A 16,208-nucleotide genomic window follows, 5' to 3' on the forward strand; every position below is an offset into this window, starting at 1 on the left:
GCTGCGTGGCGGCGGCGAGCGCGGCGCCCTCGGCGGCGCCGGCGTCGTGCGCGGCGGGGTGGATGAAGACCTCGTCGAACTTTCCTGAGCGCAGGATCACGCCGTTGAGGCTGCTGTTGTGCGCGACGCCGCCGACGAAGCACAGCTTCGTCAGTCCGGTGTAGTCGGCCCAGTAGCCGAGCACGTGCATGGCGATCCGCTCCAGCGTGCGCTGCACGCCCGCCGCGAAGTCCATGTGCTCGCGGGTGAAGTCCTGGCCCTTTCTGCGCGGGACGAAGCCGTTGACGAAGAACGCGCCGGTGATCGGCCGCAATTCGAAGTCGCCGCCGCTCTTCAAGGTGTAGAGGGAGTCGAAGATGTCGCGGTGGACGTTCGCGTCGCCGTACGGCGCGAGCCCCATGACCTTGTACTCGTCGCCCATCCGGTAACCGAGCAGATGGGTCGCCGCCTCGTAGAACTGCCCGAGCGACTTGTCGATGCCGTACGTCGCGAGCGGCTCCAGCCCGCCGCGCCCGCCGCGGAACACGGTCGTCGAATGCATTTCGCCGCGCCCGTCCATGACGACGACGAGCGCGTCCTTCATTCCCGAGCGCAGGAAACAGGACGCGGCGTGCGACACATGGTGTTCCGCGTACACCAGCCGCTCGGCCGGGAGTTCGATGCCGAATTCCGCGCCGAGATGGTCGGTGATGAGTTCCCGCGAATAGCGGATGGGCGCTTCCGGATGCTGGAGATACAGCTCGTGCAGTGCCCGGTCGACGAAGATCTCCTGGAAATAGTGGCCGACGGCGTCGATCTGCGACGGCGTCACACCGGCCAGGTCAAGGCAGGCGCGAATCGCCTCGGTCGGGAATTTGGTGGTCTTCTTGATGCGGTTGAACCGCTCCTCCTCCACCGCCGCGATGGTTTTGCCGTCCCGGATCAGGCAGGCTGCCGCGTCGTGGAAGAAATCGTCGTTCATGCGGGACGCGAGATCGACGTCCCCGTCGGAAAAGTTTCCACTGAGCCCCAGTACCAGCATGCCCGTCACGGTAACCGTTGTTTCCCGCCGTGTCGCCGGGCGACATCTCCGGTCGGCACACCTCGGTGAAAGGGCATTCAGCGGCCGCCCGGAGCCTATTTTCGCGGGACGGCGCGTTCAACCGCCTCCGCACCCCGGTTGAACGCAGACGGACGGCGAGCGACCCGGATAAAGTCGGCGCCCGGCAATCACTGCGGCGTCACTCCGAGAATGGGGTTTCCCGGTGTTTCCCACGCACATGCTGCTGCTGGATCTCGCGCTCGTCGTGGTGCTGGCGAAGGTCATGGGCGGGCTCGCCCGCCGGCTCGGTCAGCCCGCCGTCGTGGGCGAGATCGTGGCCGGCGTCCTGCTCGGCCCCACCCTGCTCAGTCCCGCCGTCACGGCCGTGATCTTCCCCGTCGAGGTGCGGCCGGTGCTGAGCGCGCTCGCCGGGGTCGGGGTGGCGCTGTTCATGTTCGTCGTCGGCACCGAGCTGGACGTGGGCGCGCTGCGGGGTGGCGGCCGGGTGACCGTGTGGACCTCGCTGTTCGCCACGGCGGTGCCGCTGGCGCTGGGCGCGCTGCTCGCCGCGACGCTGCTCGCGGGGCATCAGAGGGGGTCGGCCGCCGGGTTCGTGCTGTTCTTCGCGGTGGCGATGTCGGTGACCGCGTTCCCCGTCCTCGCGCGGATCATCGCCGACCGCGGGCTCACCGGCACCCGGATGGGCTCGACCGCGCTGGCCTGCGCGGCCGTCTGCGACGTGCTGGCCTGGGCGCTGCTCGCGCTGGTGGTCGCGCTCGCCACCGGCGCCCGCCTCCAGTGGTGGCTGCTGCTGCTCGTGCCGTACGTCGTCGTGATGGTCACGCTCGTGCGCCCGCTGCTGCGCCGCGCGGCCCGGCTGCGCAGGAGCGGCGAGGCGGGCGGCGGGCTCTTCTTCGCGGTCGTGCTGGCGGGGCTGCTGCTGTCGGCCGCGTTCACCGACTGGCTGGGGCTGCACTACATCTTCGGGGCGTTCCTGTTCGGCGTGCTGCTGTCCACGTCCGGCGGCGACGAGGTGCGCGCGTGCGTCATCCGGCGGGTCGAGCCGCTGTGCGGGACGCTGCTGCTGCCCGTCTACTTCGTGATGGCGGGGCTCACGATCGACCTGTCGGGGCTGAGCGCGGGCGAGTGGGGAGAGCTGGCCGTCATCCTGGTCACGGCGGTGACCGCCAAGTTCGCCGGCGCGTACGCGGGCGCCCGCATCGGCGGCCTGGACGCGCGGGGCGCGGTCACCCTCGGGGCGCTGCTGAACACGCGCGGGCTGACGGAGCTGGTCGTGCTCGGCGTCGGGCTGGAGCTCGGCGTGCTGGACGAACGCCTCTACGCGCTCATGGTGGTGATGGCCGTCGTCACCACCGCGCTCACCGGCCCCCTGTTGAACCGGCTGCACCCGGCCGAGCAGCGGACGCCCGCTACCGGGGCCGCCGCCGGGGCCGCTACCGGGGCCGCCGCCCGCCGGGCGGGCTAACCGACGGAGCCCGCGCTGATCAGCCCGCTCTCGTAGGCGACCACGACGGCCTGGGCGCGGTCGCGCAGGCCGAGCTTGGTGAAGATGCGCGCGACGTGGGTCTTCACCGTGGTCTCGCTCAGCGTCAGCGCCTCGGCCAGCTCCGCGTTGGACAGCCCGCGCCCCACCAGCGTCAGCACCTCCAGCTCGCGCGCGGTCAGCACGGCCAGATCGGCGGGCACGCTCGTGGTCGTGGCGCCGCCTGCCTGGTCCTGCGCGGCGAAGCGTTCGACGAGCCTGCGGGTGATCGACGGGGCCAGCAGGGCGTCGCCGGTGGTGACCAGCCGCACGGCGTTGGCCAGGTGCTCGGGCGTGACGTCCTTCAGCAGGAAGCCGCTCGCGCCGAGTGCCAGCGCGGCGTAGACGTACCGGTCGAGGTCGAACGTGGTCAGCATGAGCACCCGGCAGTCCGGGTCCTGCGCCAGCACCCGCCTGGCCGCCTCCAGCCCGTCGAGGTTCGGCATGCGGATGTCCATGAGCACGACGTCCGGCCGCAGCTCCCGGGCGGCCGTCACCGCCTCCACGCCGTCGGCCGCCTCCCCCACCACGTCGATGCCGCGGGTGGTGAGGATCAGCCGGAACCCGGTCCTGATGAGCGCCTGGTCGTCGACGATCAGCACGCGGGGCGAGGGCTCGGGGGTCATCGGCCGTCCTGTCGGAGTGCGGCGCCCGCACCGGGCGGGCCTGGCGGGTCGCCGGCTTGCGGCGCGTTCAGCGGGATGCGGGCGCGGATGCGGTAGCCGCCACCGAGCCGGCGCCTGGCGTCGAGGTCGCCGCCATAGACGGCGACCCGTTCGCGCAGCCCCAGCAGGCCCCGCCCGGCCCCGTCGTCGCCTGTGCGCTGCCGGGCCTGCGGGACGTCGCGGCCCCGCTCGGGCGGCTGGTCGGCGGTGAGCGTGCTGGGGCCGGTGTTGAGCACCTCCACGCGGATCTGGGTGTCGGCGTAGCGGATCGTCACCTCGGCCTTCGTGTCCGGCTCGGCGTGCTTGAGCGCGTTCGTCAGCGCCTCCTGGATGATCCGGTAGACGGTCGCGTCGATGCCCGGCGGCAGCGGCCTCGGCTCGCCCAGGATGCGGGTCTCGACGGTGAGCCCGGCGAAGGCGAAGCGGTCGATCAGCGGGTTGAGCCCGCTCAGGCTCGGCGACGGCACCAGCGCGTCCTCCGCGGGGTCCTCGACGCCGTCGGGCGAGGGGGCGAGCAGGCCGAGCAGGTGACGCAGCTCCGACATCGCCGACCGGCCGGCGTTCTCCACCGCCTTCAGCGCCTCCGCGCACGCCTCCGGCTGCAGGGTCATCACCTCACGGGCCGCGCTGGCCTGGACGACCATGAGGCTGACGTTGTGGCTGACGATGTCGTGCAGCTCCCTGGCGATCCTCGCCCGCTCGGCGTCGACCGCCGCCCTGGCGGCCCGGTCGCTCTCCCGCTCAAGAAACCTGCCCTGCTCCTCGATGGCCGCGCGGTGCCGCCGCTGCGCTCGTACGAGGGCGACGCTCAGCGCCAGCGTCACTCCCAGCAGCACCACCACGACGACGACCAAGGCGTACGCCCAGACTCCGCCCACCGTTCCACCCTGGCAAACGACGTGGAGATCCGCACTACATCCACAGGATGACATCGGGGTGGATCTACATCCGGGGAAGGATGACCGGCCTCCCGCGCCGTTTGTAGCCTCCTTCTCATGACAACCGGAACCGAGATCGTCGTACAACTTGATCAGGTACGCAAGCAATACGGCGAGACGGTGGCGCTCGGCGGCGTCTCGCTGGAGATCCGCGCCGGCGAGGCGGTCGCGGTGATGGGGCCGTCCGGCTGCGGGAAGTCGACCCTGCTCAACCTCATCTCCGGGCTCGACCGGCCCACCGCAGGGCGCGTCATCGTCCACGGCGAGGACCTGACCGGGATGAACGAGACCGGGCTCGCGCTGTTCAGGCGGCGCCGCATCGGCATGGTCTTCCAGTTCTTCAACCTGCTCGACGACCTGTCCGCGCTGGACAACGTGGCGCTGGCCGCGCAGCTCACCGGCACACCCGCCGCCCAGGCGCGCAGGCGGGCGATGGAACTGCTTGACGAGCTCGGCATCTCCGACCGCGCCCGCATGTACCCGGCGGTGCTGAGCGGCGGCGAGCGGCAGCGCGTCGCCGTCGCCCGCGCGCTGATGAACCGGCCCGCCGTGCTGCTGGCCGACGAGCCGACCGGCGCGCTCGACAGCCACTCCGGTGAGCAGGTCATGGACCTGCTGCTCGACCTGCACCAGATCGGGCAGACCCTGATGCTGGTCACCCACGACGAGCGGCTCGCCGAGCGGTGCGCCGGCCGGGTCATCGAGCTGGCCGACGGCCGGGTCACCGCGGAGCGCACGCTGGAGTGGACCCCATGAACGTGGTGATGCGCATCGCGCTGGCCGCGGTGCGGCGGCGCCGGCTGCAGAGCACGATCCTCGCCGTGGTGGTCCTGTGCTCCACGGTCGCGATCGTCGTGGCGCTCGGCCTGCTGGAGGCGTCGTCGGGGCCGTTCGACCGCACCTTCGCCGAGCAGCGCGGCCCCCACGTCGTGGTCACCTTCGACCGGGCCGAGGTCCCCGACGCGCGGCTCGCGGAGACGGCGTCCAAGCCGGGCGTCGAGGCGGCGGCGGGGCCGTACGGCCAGAGCGTGCTCACCGTCGCCGACACCCGGCAGAGCCTGCCGCAGGGACCGCTCACGGTCGTCGGGCGGCCCGGCCCCGGCGGGCCGGTGGACCAGGTCGACCTGTGGGCGGGCCGCTGGGCCGCCAAGCCGGGCGAGATCGTGGTGAACCGGCCGGTCGAGCCGCTCTTCAGCGACATGGTCGGCTCCGCCGTCCAGACCAGGGAAGGGCTGAGCTTCACCATCGTGGGCCTGGCCTCCAGCGTCACCAGGACGGCCGAGGCCTGGGTCACGCCCGCGCAGATGCAGGCGATGAAGCCCACGACCGCCCAGATGCTCTACCGGTTCACCAAGGCCGAGACCGAGAACGACGTGCGAGCCGCCACCGCGAACGTCACCGCGGACCTGCCGCCGGCCGGCGTGCTCAACCAGCAGCCGTACCTCACCGTCAAGCAGGACGTCTCCAGGGCGGCCACCTCCTACCTGCCGTTCCTCGCCGGGTTCGGGCTGCTCGGGCTGCTGGTCGCGGTGCTCATCGTGGCCAACGTCATCAGCGGCGCCGTCGTCGCGGGGCAGCGGCACATCGGCGTGCTCAAGTCGCTCGGCTTCACCCCCAACCAGGTCATGGCGGTCTATCTGGCCATGGTCCTGCTGCCCGGGTCCGCCGGGTGCCTCGTCGGCACCGGGCTCGGCGCGCTGATCTCGCAGCCGCTGCTCGATCGCGTGTTCGCCGGCATCGGCGCGTCCATCGGCCTGGGCGTCAGCTGGTGGGTCTACCTGGTCGCGCTGCTCGGCGTGCCGGCCGTGGTCGTGCTGGCCGCGCTCATCCCCGCCTCGCGCGCGCACCGGCTGTCGGCCGCCGAGACCATCCGCTCCGGCAGCGCGCCCAGGGCGGGCCGCGGGCAGGCGATCCAGCGCGTGCTGTCCGGCACGCGGCTGCCCCGCAGCATGAGCCTCGGGCTGGGGATGCCGTTCGCCCGGCCGGGCCGCTCGACGCTGACGCTCGCCGCCATCGTGCTCGGCGTGGCCGCGGTGACGCTCGCCACCGGCCTGTTCCAGACCATGACCGCGTACGGCGACACCGCGCAGCGCGTCGGCCACGTCCACTCCGTCATCTACGTCGGACGCCCCGACCAGGTCAGGCCCAAGCTCGACGACGCCGCCATCGAGGCGCTGCTGCGCTCCCAGCCCGGCGTCCGCTACGTCACCGCCGACGCCTGGATCGACGTGCAGCTGCCCGGCCACACCAGCCGCAGCAAGGCGCAGTTCCTGCGCGGCGACGCCTCGACCCGCGGCGACGTGGTCGTGTCGGGCCGCTACTTCTCCGGCCCCAACGAGGTCGCGGCCCCCTCGGCGTTCCTGAAACGCTTCGGGCTGCGCGTCGGCGACCGGCTCACGATCGCGCTCGGCGCCGCCCGCACCCAGGCCACGATCGTCGGCGAGGTCATGGACGCCTCCAACGACCTCATCATGGTGAGCTGGCCCACGCTGACCGCGATCGACCCCGGCGCCCGCGCCACCCAGTACGAGGTGCAGCTCACCCCCGGCACCGACGTCGACACCTTCAACGCCGCCGTCAAAGCCGCCGACCCCGGCCTCTATCCGCAGGCCAAGTCCCAGGTCGACCAGAACAGCGTGGCCATCATCGGCGCGGCCTCGCTCTTCACGCTGCTCCTCGGCACGGTCGCGACCCTGGGCGTCTTCAACACCGTCGTGCTCAACACCCGCGAGCGCCGCCGCGACCTCGCCATGCTGAAGTCCATCGGCATGACGCCGCGCCAGGTGACGCTGATGATGATCACGTCCATGGCGGCGCTGGGGGCCATCGGGGGCCTGGTCGGCATCCCGATCGGCATGGCCTCGCACCGGGTCATCGTGCAGGCCATGCTCGACGCCGTCGGGCTCAACGCGCCCGCGATCCTGCTCGACGTCTGGCAGGCCGCGGCCCTGGGTGCGCTGGTCGTGGCGGGCGTGGCCATCGCCATGCTGGGCGCGTTCCTGCCCGCCCGCTCGGCGGCCACCCTGACGATCGCGGAAGCGCTGCGTACCGAATGAGCGGACGGAGACGGGACTCCTGACCGATGGACACCCCCTACACGGCGGCGCAGTCGCTGGTCCTCACCCTCCAGGAGGAACTGGTCGACGGCGTGCACGACTACAGCCCTGACGCGCCGCGGACGGTGCTGACGATCACCGATCCGGCGAACGGCGAGACGTACCGGCTGGAACTCGCCCCGGCGCACGTGGCGTATCTGGAGGACCTGCTGGCCTACGGCACGATCCCCTGACACGTCCCCGCCGCATGCGGCGGGGACGTGTTCAACTGCCGCCGTGGCGGCGGGCCTTCCCATGGCCGGTGCCGGCGTTCAACTGCGGCTCGCCATGATCGTCCACGCGTTACTCTGCCTCCGGCTCAACGGAACGGAGACCGTGGATGCACAAGTTAGCCAGATCCCTGTCGTTGATCGGGGCCATCGTCGCGGCCACCCTCATCGCCACCGCAACGGCCGCGTCGGCCGCGCCCGCACGGGCCGACGGGCACCGCGTCACCGTCATGGTGCACGGGTTCGACCGCGAGGCGGACATCAGCTGCTCGGGCGCGTGGAACAGCGCCAGGAACCTGCTGAACGGCAACGGCTGGGGCGACGTCGTCACCTTCGGCTACTACAACAAGGCCACCAACTGCGACCTCAGGCTCAAGGGCACGACCGACACGCGCATCCAGGAGGTCGGCCGCCAGTTCGCGTGGACCGTCTACTACCTGTACTCCAGCAAGGACATCGCCATCGACGTGGTGACGCACTCCATGGGCGGCCTCGTCGCGAAGGCGGCCATCGAGGGCGTCAACAGGTACGGCGTGGGCAAGACGCCGCCCGACATCAGCGGGCTGACCGTCGACCCGGACGACATCGGCGCCACCGACTGGCCCCGTGACTGGCCGCCCTTCCTCTACATCGAGGACATGGTCACCTTCGCCACCCCGCACCAGGGCATCGGCAGCGCGCTGGTGACCGCGTGCGCCATCACTCACGAGCAGTGCAGCGACATGCGTCCCGGCAGCGGCTTCATCAGCTGGCTGGGCAAGCAGCCGCAGTCGCAGATGGGCACGGACTACACCTTCCTCGCCTCGCGGCATGACGACACGGTCAGCGTCGACTCGGCGACGAACAAGCGCACCGCCCACCACTGGGCCCTGTACGACGAGAACGCGAGCGGCGGCACGCTGAGCCACACCTCCATCCGCAACACCTCGACCGGCGACTGGCAGGTGGAGTACGGCGGGTCGGCGAGCGAGGAGGGCGAGAGCTCGACGTACGCGGCCCCGCTGGTCCGGATGATGGACGGCCTGTACGACCAGCAGGCGCAGTAGCCTCACGCCGCCGACGGCAGGACCTCGCGCAGGAGCCGTCTGATCCTGTCGAGGTCCACGTCGGAGGCCAGCGTGGACTCGTCCGGCAGCTCGTCCACGAGGGGCTCCAGCCCGAACAGCAGGCGCGGCAGCGCCGGATGCAGGACGAGGCCGAACAGCTCGTGTGAGGCCGCCTCCGCCCGGCCGGGCGTGAGGTCCAGGGCGGTCGTCAGGTAGGCCGCCAGGTCCGCGGCCGTGGTGCCGAAGAGGACGTCGTAGAGGCCGGCCGCCAGATCCGGGAGGCGGTCGGCCTCGGCGATGCCGAGCCTGATCATCCTGGCCGCCGCCGACCAGTGCAGGAGCTGGACGAACCGCCCGCAGTAGCGCACGACCGCCTCGTGCGGGTCGTCGGAGTAGGTGGCGGGGGTGCGGATCCGGCCGCCGAACGAGCCGCGGATGTGCTCCACGACCGCGAGGAACAGCACGTCCTTGGTCGGGAAGTGCGCGTACAGGGACCGCTTGGACGTGCCCGCCCGCGCGGCGACGGCGTCCATCGAGGTCCGCTCGAAGCCGTCCTCCAGGAACGCGAGCTTCGCCGTCTCGAGGATGTGCTCGCGCAACTCTTGCCCGCGTCGGGCCATGCCACACTCACCTCAAAGTAAACGGTACAGTAGAGTTTACTTAGCTGGTCGGAACCACCGACCATGATGGTGACGACCGCTCCGACCAGGCAAATCGGCACCAGACCCAGCCGCATGACAGCGCGACGAGGGCCTGAGATCGGGGACCATTCATGACACTCATCTGCATCGAGGAACACGCCGTCGACCCGGCGATCGCCGCGGCGGCGGGCCCGGCCATCGCCCGCGAGACGCCGTACATGCGCCTGCAGAGCCGCAGCGACTCGCCCGTGCGTCCCGGCCCCGGACGCCGGCCGGCCGTGAACATCGACGAGGCGTTCGAGCTCGGGGCCGACCTCGGCGAAGGACGCGTCAGGCTGATGGACGAGCACGGCATCGACCTGCAGATCGTCTCCTGGACCAACCCGGTGCAGCTCGTGCCGGCGGACCGGGGGCTCGCCCTGTGCCGGGCGGCCAACGACCGGCTGGCGAAGGCGGCCGCCGCCCGTCCCGACCGGATCCAGGGGTTCGCGGCGCTGCCGTGGCAGGACCCGGCCGCCGCCGTGGACGAGCTGGACCGCGCCGTGGCCGGCCTCGGTCTGCGCGGGGTCCTCATCATGGGGCGGCCGGGCGCCCGGTTCCTCGACGATCCGGCGTACCTGCCCGTCCTGGAGCGGATCGCCGCGCTGGGGGTGCCGCTCTACCTGCACCCGTACGCGCCGGTGCCGCAGGTCCAGCAGGCCTACTACGCCGGGTTCGGCGACAAGGTGACCACGGAGTTCTCGCTGGCCGGCTGGGGCTGGCACCACGAGGCGGGGATCCACGTGCTGCGGCTCATCCTCGCCGGCGTCTTCGACCGCCTCCCCGGCCTCCAGGTCGTCAGCGGCCACTGGGGCGAGATGGTGCCCTTCTACCTCAGCAGGCTGGACGACGTCCTCTCCCCCGGCGACACCGGCCTGTCACAGACGATCACCGAGACCTACCGCTCGCACGTCTGGGTCACCCCGAGCGGCATGTACCAGCGGCCCCAGTTCGACTTCGTGCGCGCCGTCGTGGGGCTGGACCGGGTGATCTGGTCGGTGGACTACCCCTTCCTGCGGCTCGACGGCACACGTGAGTTCATCGACGGGCTCGGCCTCACCAGCGGCGAGCGGGAGCAGATCACCCACCGCAACGCCGAGCGCCTGTTCGGCCTGAACGGCGCGTAGCGGAGATCAGCGCAACCGGGCCGCCAGCCCGTCGAGGACGACGCCGAGCTGCCGTTCGAAGCGCTGGTCACCGTCGTCGCGCAGATGCCCGGCGGCCTTGACCAGGTCGGCGCCCTCCCCCAGCCACGCGTCGCGCCCCTCCAGCGAGTATCGCTCGGGATCTTCGCCGTCGGGCCGGTTGCGCTCCTGCTCCTCGATCACGAAGCCGACCACGAACGCGGTGACCAGATCGATCGCGTCGTCCGCCTCTGCCAGCGCGAACCCCGCCCCGGTCAGGCTCTCCAGCCACGGATCCTTCGCCGTGACCACCGAGGGATCGGAGAACCGGGTGCCGCTGAAGATGCGAGCGCCGTCGCGGTGCTTGAGGTATTCGGAGCGCAGGACGCGCGCGTACGCGGCCATCGCGTCCCGCCACCCCGCGCCGGGATCGATCTCAGAGAGCGCCTGGATCACCCGGCGCATGACGAACGTGCTCATCTCGTCGAGCAGCTCCTGCTTGTTGCGGACGTGCCAGTAGAGCGCGGGTGCCCCCACGCCGAGCCTGGACGCCAGCGCACGGACCGTCAGCGCGTCCATGCCCTTGTCATTGAGCAGGTCGAGGGCCGCCGCCACGATCCGCTCCCGAGTGATGCCCTTCGCCACGGTTGACACCTTAACAAAGTTCAGGCACCGTTGACGGCGTCCGGAATTGAACTTAGTTCAGGAGGCGCTGTCATGCGTGCTGCCGTTGTCACCTCTCCCGACGCCACCCCTGTGTGCGCGGACTTCCCCGAGCCGCAGCCCCAGCCGGGCCGCGCGCCCGTCCGGCTCGTGGGCGCGGGCCTGCACCACGTCGTCCGCGGCATGGCCACCGGCCGCCACTACCGCGGCGGCAAGGCGTTCCCCCTCGTCCTGGGCATGGACGCCGTTGCCAGGACCGAGGACGGGCGGCTGGTCTACACGGGCCTGCCCCGAGGCCCCTGGGGCACGATGGCGGAGTCGATGGTCACCCCGTTCGAGGTGGAGGTGCCGGAAGGGGCCGACCCGCTCGCCGTCGCCGCCGGCATGAACCCCGCGTCGGCCGGCTGGATGCCGCTGGCCGCCCACCGCAAGGAGACCGGCGGGCTCGGCACCGTGCTGGTGCTCGGAGCCACCGGTATGTCGGGCAGCCTCGCCGTACGGGCGGCGGTGGCGCTCGGCGCCAAGCAGGTCATCGCGGCCGGCCGCGACCGCGGCGCGCTGGAGCCGCTGGCCGGCGTCGGCGCGCTCACCGTCCCGCTGACCCAGGGCGGGGCCCTGGACGCGCTCACCCCCGTGCTCGCCGAGACGCGGCCCACGCTGATCCTCGACTTCGTGTGGGGCTGGGTGGCCGAGGCCGCCTTCGGCGCGCTGGCCGGCTTCCGCCCCGACGAGGACGGCGAGACGACCTCGTACGTGCAGATCGGCTCGCTCGCCGGCGACGAGGCGGCCCTGCCCGCGGCGCTGCTGCGCAGCCGGCGGTTCCGGGTCACCGGCAGCGGGCTCGGCGCGGTCTCCAAGGCCGACATGATCAGCGAGTTCCCCCAGATGATCACCCGGTTCGCCGACGGCACCTTCGACGCGCCGTACACCACCTACCCGCTCAGCCGCGTCGGCGAGGCATGGGCGCACCAGGGCCGCACCCGCGCCGTCGTCGTCCACGGCTGAGGCCGCGCGGAAAAGGAGATCCATCATGGCGAGACGCGCGTTGGTGGCCGGGCTCGGCATCGCCGGCATGGCGGCGGCGATCGGGCTGCGGCAGGCCGGCTGGCAGCCGGTCATCGTCGAACGGGCTCCGGAACGCCGCCGGGGCGGCTACTTCGTCGGCCTCATGCCGGAGGGCCGGCAGGCGGCCACGGACCTCGGCATCCGCGACCACCTGCACACCCGCAATCCGCCGGGCGGCGGCAAGGCGTGGTCGCTGACCCGGCGCGGCGACCTCGAATCCGGCCTCGGCTTCCTGCACCAGCCGGGCGACCCGGCCGCGGTGGTCCGCGGGGACATCGAAGCCGCGCTCTGGCAGGGCGTGCACGGGGACGTTCCCGTGCGGTTCGGCACGAGGCCGCTGGCCATCGACGACACCGGTGCCGAGGTGCGCGTGCTCCTGGAGGACGCCGCCACGGGCGAGGTGTGCTGGGAGAGCTTCGACCTGGTGGTCGGCGCGGACGGGCTGCGCTCGGAGGTGCGCCGCATGGTCTTCGGGCCGCACGAGGACCACATGGTCGGGTGGAACGCCATGATCTGCGCGTTCCAGCTCAAGGAGCAGGTGCCGTCGTTCGAGGAGGCGGACAGCATCACGGTCGCCCGTGCGGGCCGGGCCGCCTGGGTGTTCGGGTTCGCCGACCGGCCGCCGACCGTGCTGCTGACGTACCGGACCTCGGACGTCGACGCCGAGTTCGCCGGGGCCAGGGTCGAGCGGCTGCGGGAGGTGTTCGCCGACATGGACGACCCCGTGGTGCGGCACGCCCTGGACGCCCTGGAGGAGACGCCCGACTTCCTGTTCGACTCGGTGCACCAGGTGAAGATGCCGCGGTGGAGCAGCGGGCGGGTGATGCTGACCGGCGATGCGGCGTGGTGCCTGAACCTCTACTCGGGCATGGGGGCCACGTACGCGCTGCGGGGCGGGGCCGAGCTCGGCCGGGCGTTGCGGGAGCACCCTGACTCCCTCGACGCCGCGCTGACCGCCTGGGAGTCGGAGCTGCGGCCGTCCGTCGTCCGGCATCAGCACCTCGCACGGGTGAAGGGGCAGCTGTTCGTGCCGTCGAACGTGCCCATCGAGGTCGTCCGCTCGGTGGCGGTGCGGCTGGCCTGCGCCATGCGCGAGCGCAAGCTCGCCAAGGCACGGGCGGCGGAGGAACGGGCGGCGTGACGGCCGTGATCGGGTGCCCGCACCATCCGGGCACGCGACGGCTCGGCTGACCCCGTCGGGCTCGCCGGCGCCGCCGTTCCGCGGCACCGGCGAGCCGGCCGCCCTCCCGACACCAGGAGCTTCTTCGATGCCCTTCAAAGACGCGGCCATCGCCTGGCGGCCCGCGCTGCTCGCCCGCGCGTTCCAGGCGGGTTTCCCGATCCTGAGCCGGCTGCTGCTGGAGTCGCCGAAGCTGCGCTTCGCCACGAAACCGCTCACCGTGCCGGCCAGGATCGCGGTCCCGACCCGGCACGGTGACGTGGGCGCCCTGCTGTACCGGCCGATCTCCGCCGACATCGAGGCGCAGCGGGCGGCCGGGCGGCGTCCGCCCGTCCACCTGCTCCTGCACGGCGGCGCGTTCGCGGCCCGCCGTCCCGAGCAGGAGGACAACGTCGCCAGGTATCTGGCGAGCGAGGTGGGCTGCTACGTCGTCCTGCCCGACTACGACGTGGCCCCGCAGGTTCGTTTTCCGGTCGCCGAGCAGCAGTGTTACGACGTCTATTCGTGGATACTCGGCCAGGCGGGCGCGTGGGGCTGGGACGAGAGCCGGGTCTCGGCCGGCGGGGCGAGCGCGGGCGCGAAGCTCGCGCTGAGCGTGATCGTCCAGGCGTTGCAGGACGGCAGGCCCGCGCCGGTGGGCGCGAGCCTGGAGTACGGGGTGTCGGACTTCAGGCTGCCCGACGGGAGCCGAACGCCGCCGCTGCGGTTCCCGGTCTTCGGCGGCTGGATGCCGCGGATGGTCCGCGCGACCTACCTCGCGGGCGCCGACCTGGCCGATCCCGTCGTGTCGCCGGCCGCGTACCCGAGGCTCGGGGACTTCCCGCCGCTGCTCGTCCTCACCGGCGGCCTGGACCCCCTCAGGCACGACATGCGCGCGTTCGCCGAGCGGGCGCGGGCGCAGGGCGCGAAGGTCGAGCACCGCGAGTTCGCCCGCTCCGATCACGGGTTCACCCACGTCAGGCCGGTGGAGACCGCGCGTGCGGCCATCACGATGATCGGCCGGCACCTGCGGGCGGCCTATGACGCTCCCGAGCGCCACTTCCTCCTCGAACGCCCCCGAGAACCAGGCCCGGCTTGAGCTTCTCCGCCGGGCGCGCCTAGAATCAGGGCAGTCGTACAGGACGACTGCCCTGATCAGGAGGTGTCATGAGATCACCGGCGGCTGAGCGCGGGCGCGCCGTACGGGAACGCCTGCTGAACGCGGCGGCCGAGCTCATCCCCGAACGCGGCTGGACGGCGGTCAGCACCCGGACACTCGCCGAGCGCGCCGGAGTGACCCCGAGCGTGGTGCACTACCACTTCCCCTCGCTGGCGAGCCTGCTGAACGAGGCCGCGATCAGCAGGATGAGCGCCATGCTCGCCGAGATGGACGAGCTGCTGGCGAGCGCCCCCGAGCCCGGCGCCGCGATCGGGACGATGCTCGCCTCGATCGACGCCTACACCGGCACCGACCCCACCTCGCTGCTGTTCGTCGAGGCCTACCTGGCGAGCACCCGCGACGACGAGTTGCGCGAGCGGATCGCCGCGCTGATCGCCGGGTTCCGTCAGCGGTTCGGCGCGGCGCTGGAGCGGCACGCGGTGCCCGCCCCGTACGCGACCGCCGCCGTGCTCGCGGCCAGCGTGGACGGCCTGCTGCTGCACCGCGGCCTCGGCCTGACCGCCGACGACACCCCGGCGGTGCTGCGCAGGCTGCTCACCGACCCTGCCAAGGAGGAATGACCGTGCGCACAGTGATCTGCGGAGCCGGCATCAGCGGGCTGGCCCTGGCCCATCGGCTCGCGGCCGAGGGCGGCGAGGTGGTGCTGGTCGAACGGGCTCCCGGGCGCCGACCCCAGGGGTACATGATCGACTTCTTCGGTCCCGGACTGGAGGGGGTCGAGGCCATGGGGCTGCTGCCCGCGTTCGAGCGGGCGGCGTACCACTATCAGGAAGGGCATCTCGTCGGCGCGGACGGCCGGCGGAAGGCCACGGTCCTGACGAAGAGCTTCGCGCGCGGCCGGCTGCTGAGCATGATGCGCCCCGACATCGAGGCCGTCCTGGCCGAGCATTTGCCCGCCGGGGTCGAGCTGCGCTACGACACCGCGCTGACCGGCGTGACCGAGCGCCCCGACGGCGTTTCCGTGACGCTCGCGGACGGCACCGTCCTCGACGCCGACCTGCTGGTGGGCGCCGACGGGATCCACTCGACCGTGCGCCGGCTGGTGTTCGGGCCGGAGCAGCGCTACCTGCGCTACCTGGGGCTGCACACGGCGGCGTTCACCTTCGACGCGCCTGACGTGCACGCCGCCACCGAGCACGCGTTCCGCCTCACCGACTCGGTCGACCGGCAGATGGGCTTCTACGCGCTGCGTGACGGGCGGGTCGCCGCGTTCACCGTGCACCGCAGCGCCGACCCCGCGCTGCCCGGCGACCCGCGGGCGGCGATCAGGCGGGCCTACGCCGGCCTCGGCTGGGTGACGCCGCGTGCCCTCGAACAGTGCCCGCCGGCCGAGGAGATCTACTACGACCAGGTCGCGCAGATCGAGCTGCCGCGGTGGAGCTCGGACCGGGTCGTCCTGCTCGGGGACGCCGCGTACGCGGTGTCGCTGATCGCCGGGCAGGGCGCGTCGCTGGGGATCGCGGGGGCGTACCTGCTGGCCGACCGGCTCGTGCGCGTGCCGTCGATCGAGGCGGCCATCGCCGGCTTCGAGCGGCTGTGGCGGCCGGTCGTCACCGAACGGCAGCGCAACGCCCGCTCGCTGGCCCGCTGGTTCCTGCCCGCCACCCCGGCCGACCTGCGGATCCGGCGCCTCATGCTGGGGCTGAGCCGGATGCCCTTCGTCATGGACCGCCTCGCCACCCTCCTCACGGGCAAGGACGTCACGCTCGCCGACGTCCTGCGCCGCGCCGATGATCGCCCGCTCGGCCCGGTGAGCGGTAGCGTGCCTTCGACGTCCGCGTGAGACCGGAGGGATGCCC

At 72.2% G+C, this 16,208-nt stretch carries 16 protein-coding genes; 11 read left to right on the forward strand and 5 right to left on the reverse strand.

The window, feature by feature from the left end; all coding sequences use genetic code 11:
* The coding region (locus ABZW11_RS34460; protein WP_355426490.1) for a carbamoyltransferase N-terminal domain-containing protein at positions 1-1,021 on the reverse strand (1,021 nt) is incomplete at its 3' end.
* A 223-nt stretch (positions 1,022-1,244) separates the two neighbouring features.
* On the opposite strand from ABZW11_RS34460, the gene ABZW11_RS34465 reads away from it, so the two are divergent.
* Positions 1,245-2,507 (forward strand): cation:proton antiporter, encoded by a 1,263-nt coding sequence (locus tag ABZW11_RS34465; RefSeq protein ID WP_355426493.1) that lies wholly within the window; start codon positions 1,245-1,247, stop codon positions 2,505-2,507.
* On the opposite strand, the gene ABZW11_RS34470 is transcribed toward ABZW11_RS34465, so the two are convergent.
* Complete coding sequence (locus ABZW11_RS34470) at positions 2,504-3,190, reverse strand: response regulator transcription factor (RefSeq protein WP_355426496.1); 687 nt, start codon at positions 3,188-3,190, stop codon at positions 2,504-2,506. The genes ABZW11_RS34465 and ABZW11_RS34470 overlap by 4 nt on opposite strands.
* Complete coding sequence (locus ABZW11_RS34475; RefSeq protein WP_355426499.1) at positions 3,187-4,107, reverse strand: histidine kinase; 921 nt, start codon at positions 4,105-4,107, stop codon at positions 3,187-3,189. Before ABZW11_RS34475 ends, ABZW11_RS34470 begins: the two co-directional genes overlap by 4 nt.
* A 117-nt stretch (positions 4,108-4,224) precedes the next feature.
* Here ABZW11_RS34475 and ABZW11_RS34480 point away from each other — a divergent pair, with 117 nt between their 5' ends.
* From ABZW11_RS34480 to ABZW11_RS34495, 4 genes are all read left to right on the forward strand, one after another.
* Positions 4,225-4,923: an ABC transporter ATP-binding protein gene (locus ABZW11_RS34480; RefSeq protein WP_355426502.1), complete on the forward strand. Its 699-nt coding sequence runs from the start codon at positions 4,225-4,227 to the stop codon at positions 4,921-4,923.
* Entirely contained in the window at positions 4,920-7,223 is a 2,304-nt protein-coding gene (locus ABZW11_RS34485) for an FtsX-like permease family protein (protein ID WP_355426505.1), read from the forward strand. The genes ABZW11_RS34480 and ABZW11_RS34485 overlap by 4 nt, the downstream gene beginning before the upstream one ends.
* A gap of 26 nt (positions 7,224-7,249) precedes the next feature.
* Entirely contained in the window at positions 7,250-7,456 is a 207-nt protein-coding gene (locus tag ABZW11_RS34490) for a hypothetical protein (protein WP_355426508.1), read from the forward strand.
* Positions 7,457-7,602: 146 nt separating this feature from the next.
* Positions 7,603-8,538 (forward strand): hypothetical protein, encoded by a 936-nt coding sequence (locus ABZW11_RS34495; protein ID WP_355426511.1) that lies wholly within the window; start codon positions 7,603-7,605, stop codon positions 8,536-8,538.
* A gap of 2 nt (positions 8,539-8,540) precedes the next feature.
* Here the strand turns inward: ABZW11_RS34495 and ABZW11_RS34500 are convergent, their stop codons facing one another.
* A complete protein-coding gene (locus tag ABZW11_RS34500; protein ID WP_355426514.1) occupies positions 8,541-9,158 on the reverse strand; it encodes a TetR/AcrR family transcriptional regulator in 618 nt (205 codons plus the stop codon).
* A gap of 152 nt (positions 9,159-9,310) precedes the next feature.
* Here ABZW11_RS34500 and ABZW11_RS34505 point away from each other — a divergent pair, with 152 nt between their 5' ends.
* Positions 9,311-10,345: an amidohydrolase family protein gene (locus ABZW11_RS34505; RefSeq protein ID WP_355426517.1), complete on the forward strand. Its 1,035-nt coding sequence runs from the start codon at positions 9,311-9,313 to the stop codon at positions 10,343-10,345.
* Positions 10,346-10,351: 6 nt separating this feature from the next.
* On the opposite strand, the gene ABZW11_RS34510 is transcribed toward ABZW11_RS34505, so the two are convergent.
* Positions 10,352-10,987 carry a TetR/AcrR family transcriptional regulator C-terminal domain-containing protein gene (locus tag ABZW11_RS34510; RefSeq protein ID WP_355426521.1) on the reverse strand — a complete coding sequence of 212 codons (636 nt, stop codon included), beginning with the start codon at positions 10,985-10,987 and terminating at the stop codon, positions 10,352-10,354.
* Between the two features lie 72 nt (positions 10,988-11,059).
* Here ABZW11_RS34510 and ABZW11_RS34515 point away from each other — a divergent pair, with 72 nt between their 5' ends.
* The 5 genes from ABZW11_RS34515 (at position 11,060) to ABZW11_RS34535 (ending at position 16,192) form a co-directional block, all read left to right on the forward strand.
* Positions 11,060-12,010 carry a zinc-binding alcohol dehydrogenase family protein gene (locus ABZW11_RS34515; RefSeq protein WP_355426524.1) on the forward strand — a complete coding sequence of 317 codons (951 nt, stop codon included), beginning with the start codon at positions 11,060-11,062 and terminating at the stop codon, positions 12,008-12,010.
* Positions 12,011-12,035: 25 nt separating this feature from the next.
* Positions 12,036-13,211, forward strand: coding sequence for an FAD-dependent monooxygenase (locus ABZW11_RS34520; RefSeq protein ID WP_355426527.1), 1,176 nt, complete (start codon positions 12,036-12,038; stop codon positions 13,209-13,211).
* 127 nt (positions 13,212-13,338) lie between these two features.
* Positions 13,339-14,328, forward strand: a complete 990-nt coding sequence (locus ABZW11_RS34525) for an alpha/beta hydrolase (protein ID WP_355426530.1) — start codon at positions 13,339-13,341, stop codon at positions 14,326-14,328.
* Between the two features lie 68 nt (positions 14,329-14,396).
* Positions 14,397-14,969: a TetR/AcrR family transcriptional regulator gene (locus ABZW11_RS34530; protein ID WP_355426533.1), complete on the forward strand. Its 573-nt coding sequence runs from the start codon at positions 14,397-14,399 to the stop codon at positions 14,967-14,969.
* Positions 14,966-16,192 (forward strand): FAD-dependent monooxygenase, encoded by a 1,227-nt coding sequence (locus tag ABZW11_RS34535; RefSeq protein ID WP_355426536.1) that lies wholly within the window; start codon positions 14,966-14,968, stop codon positions 16,190-16,192. The genes ABZW11_RS34530 and ABZW11_RS34535 overlap by 4 nt, the downstream gene beginning before the upstream one ends.
* Positions 16,193-16,208 lie beyond the last annotated feature (16 nt).

This window comes from Nonomuraea sp. NPDC004580 (assembly GCF_040609855.1).
Lineage (GTDB): Bacteria > Actinomycetota > Actinomycetes > Streptosporangiales > Streptosporangiaceae > Nonomuraea > Nonomuraea salmonea.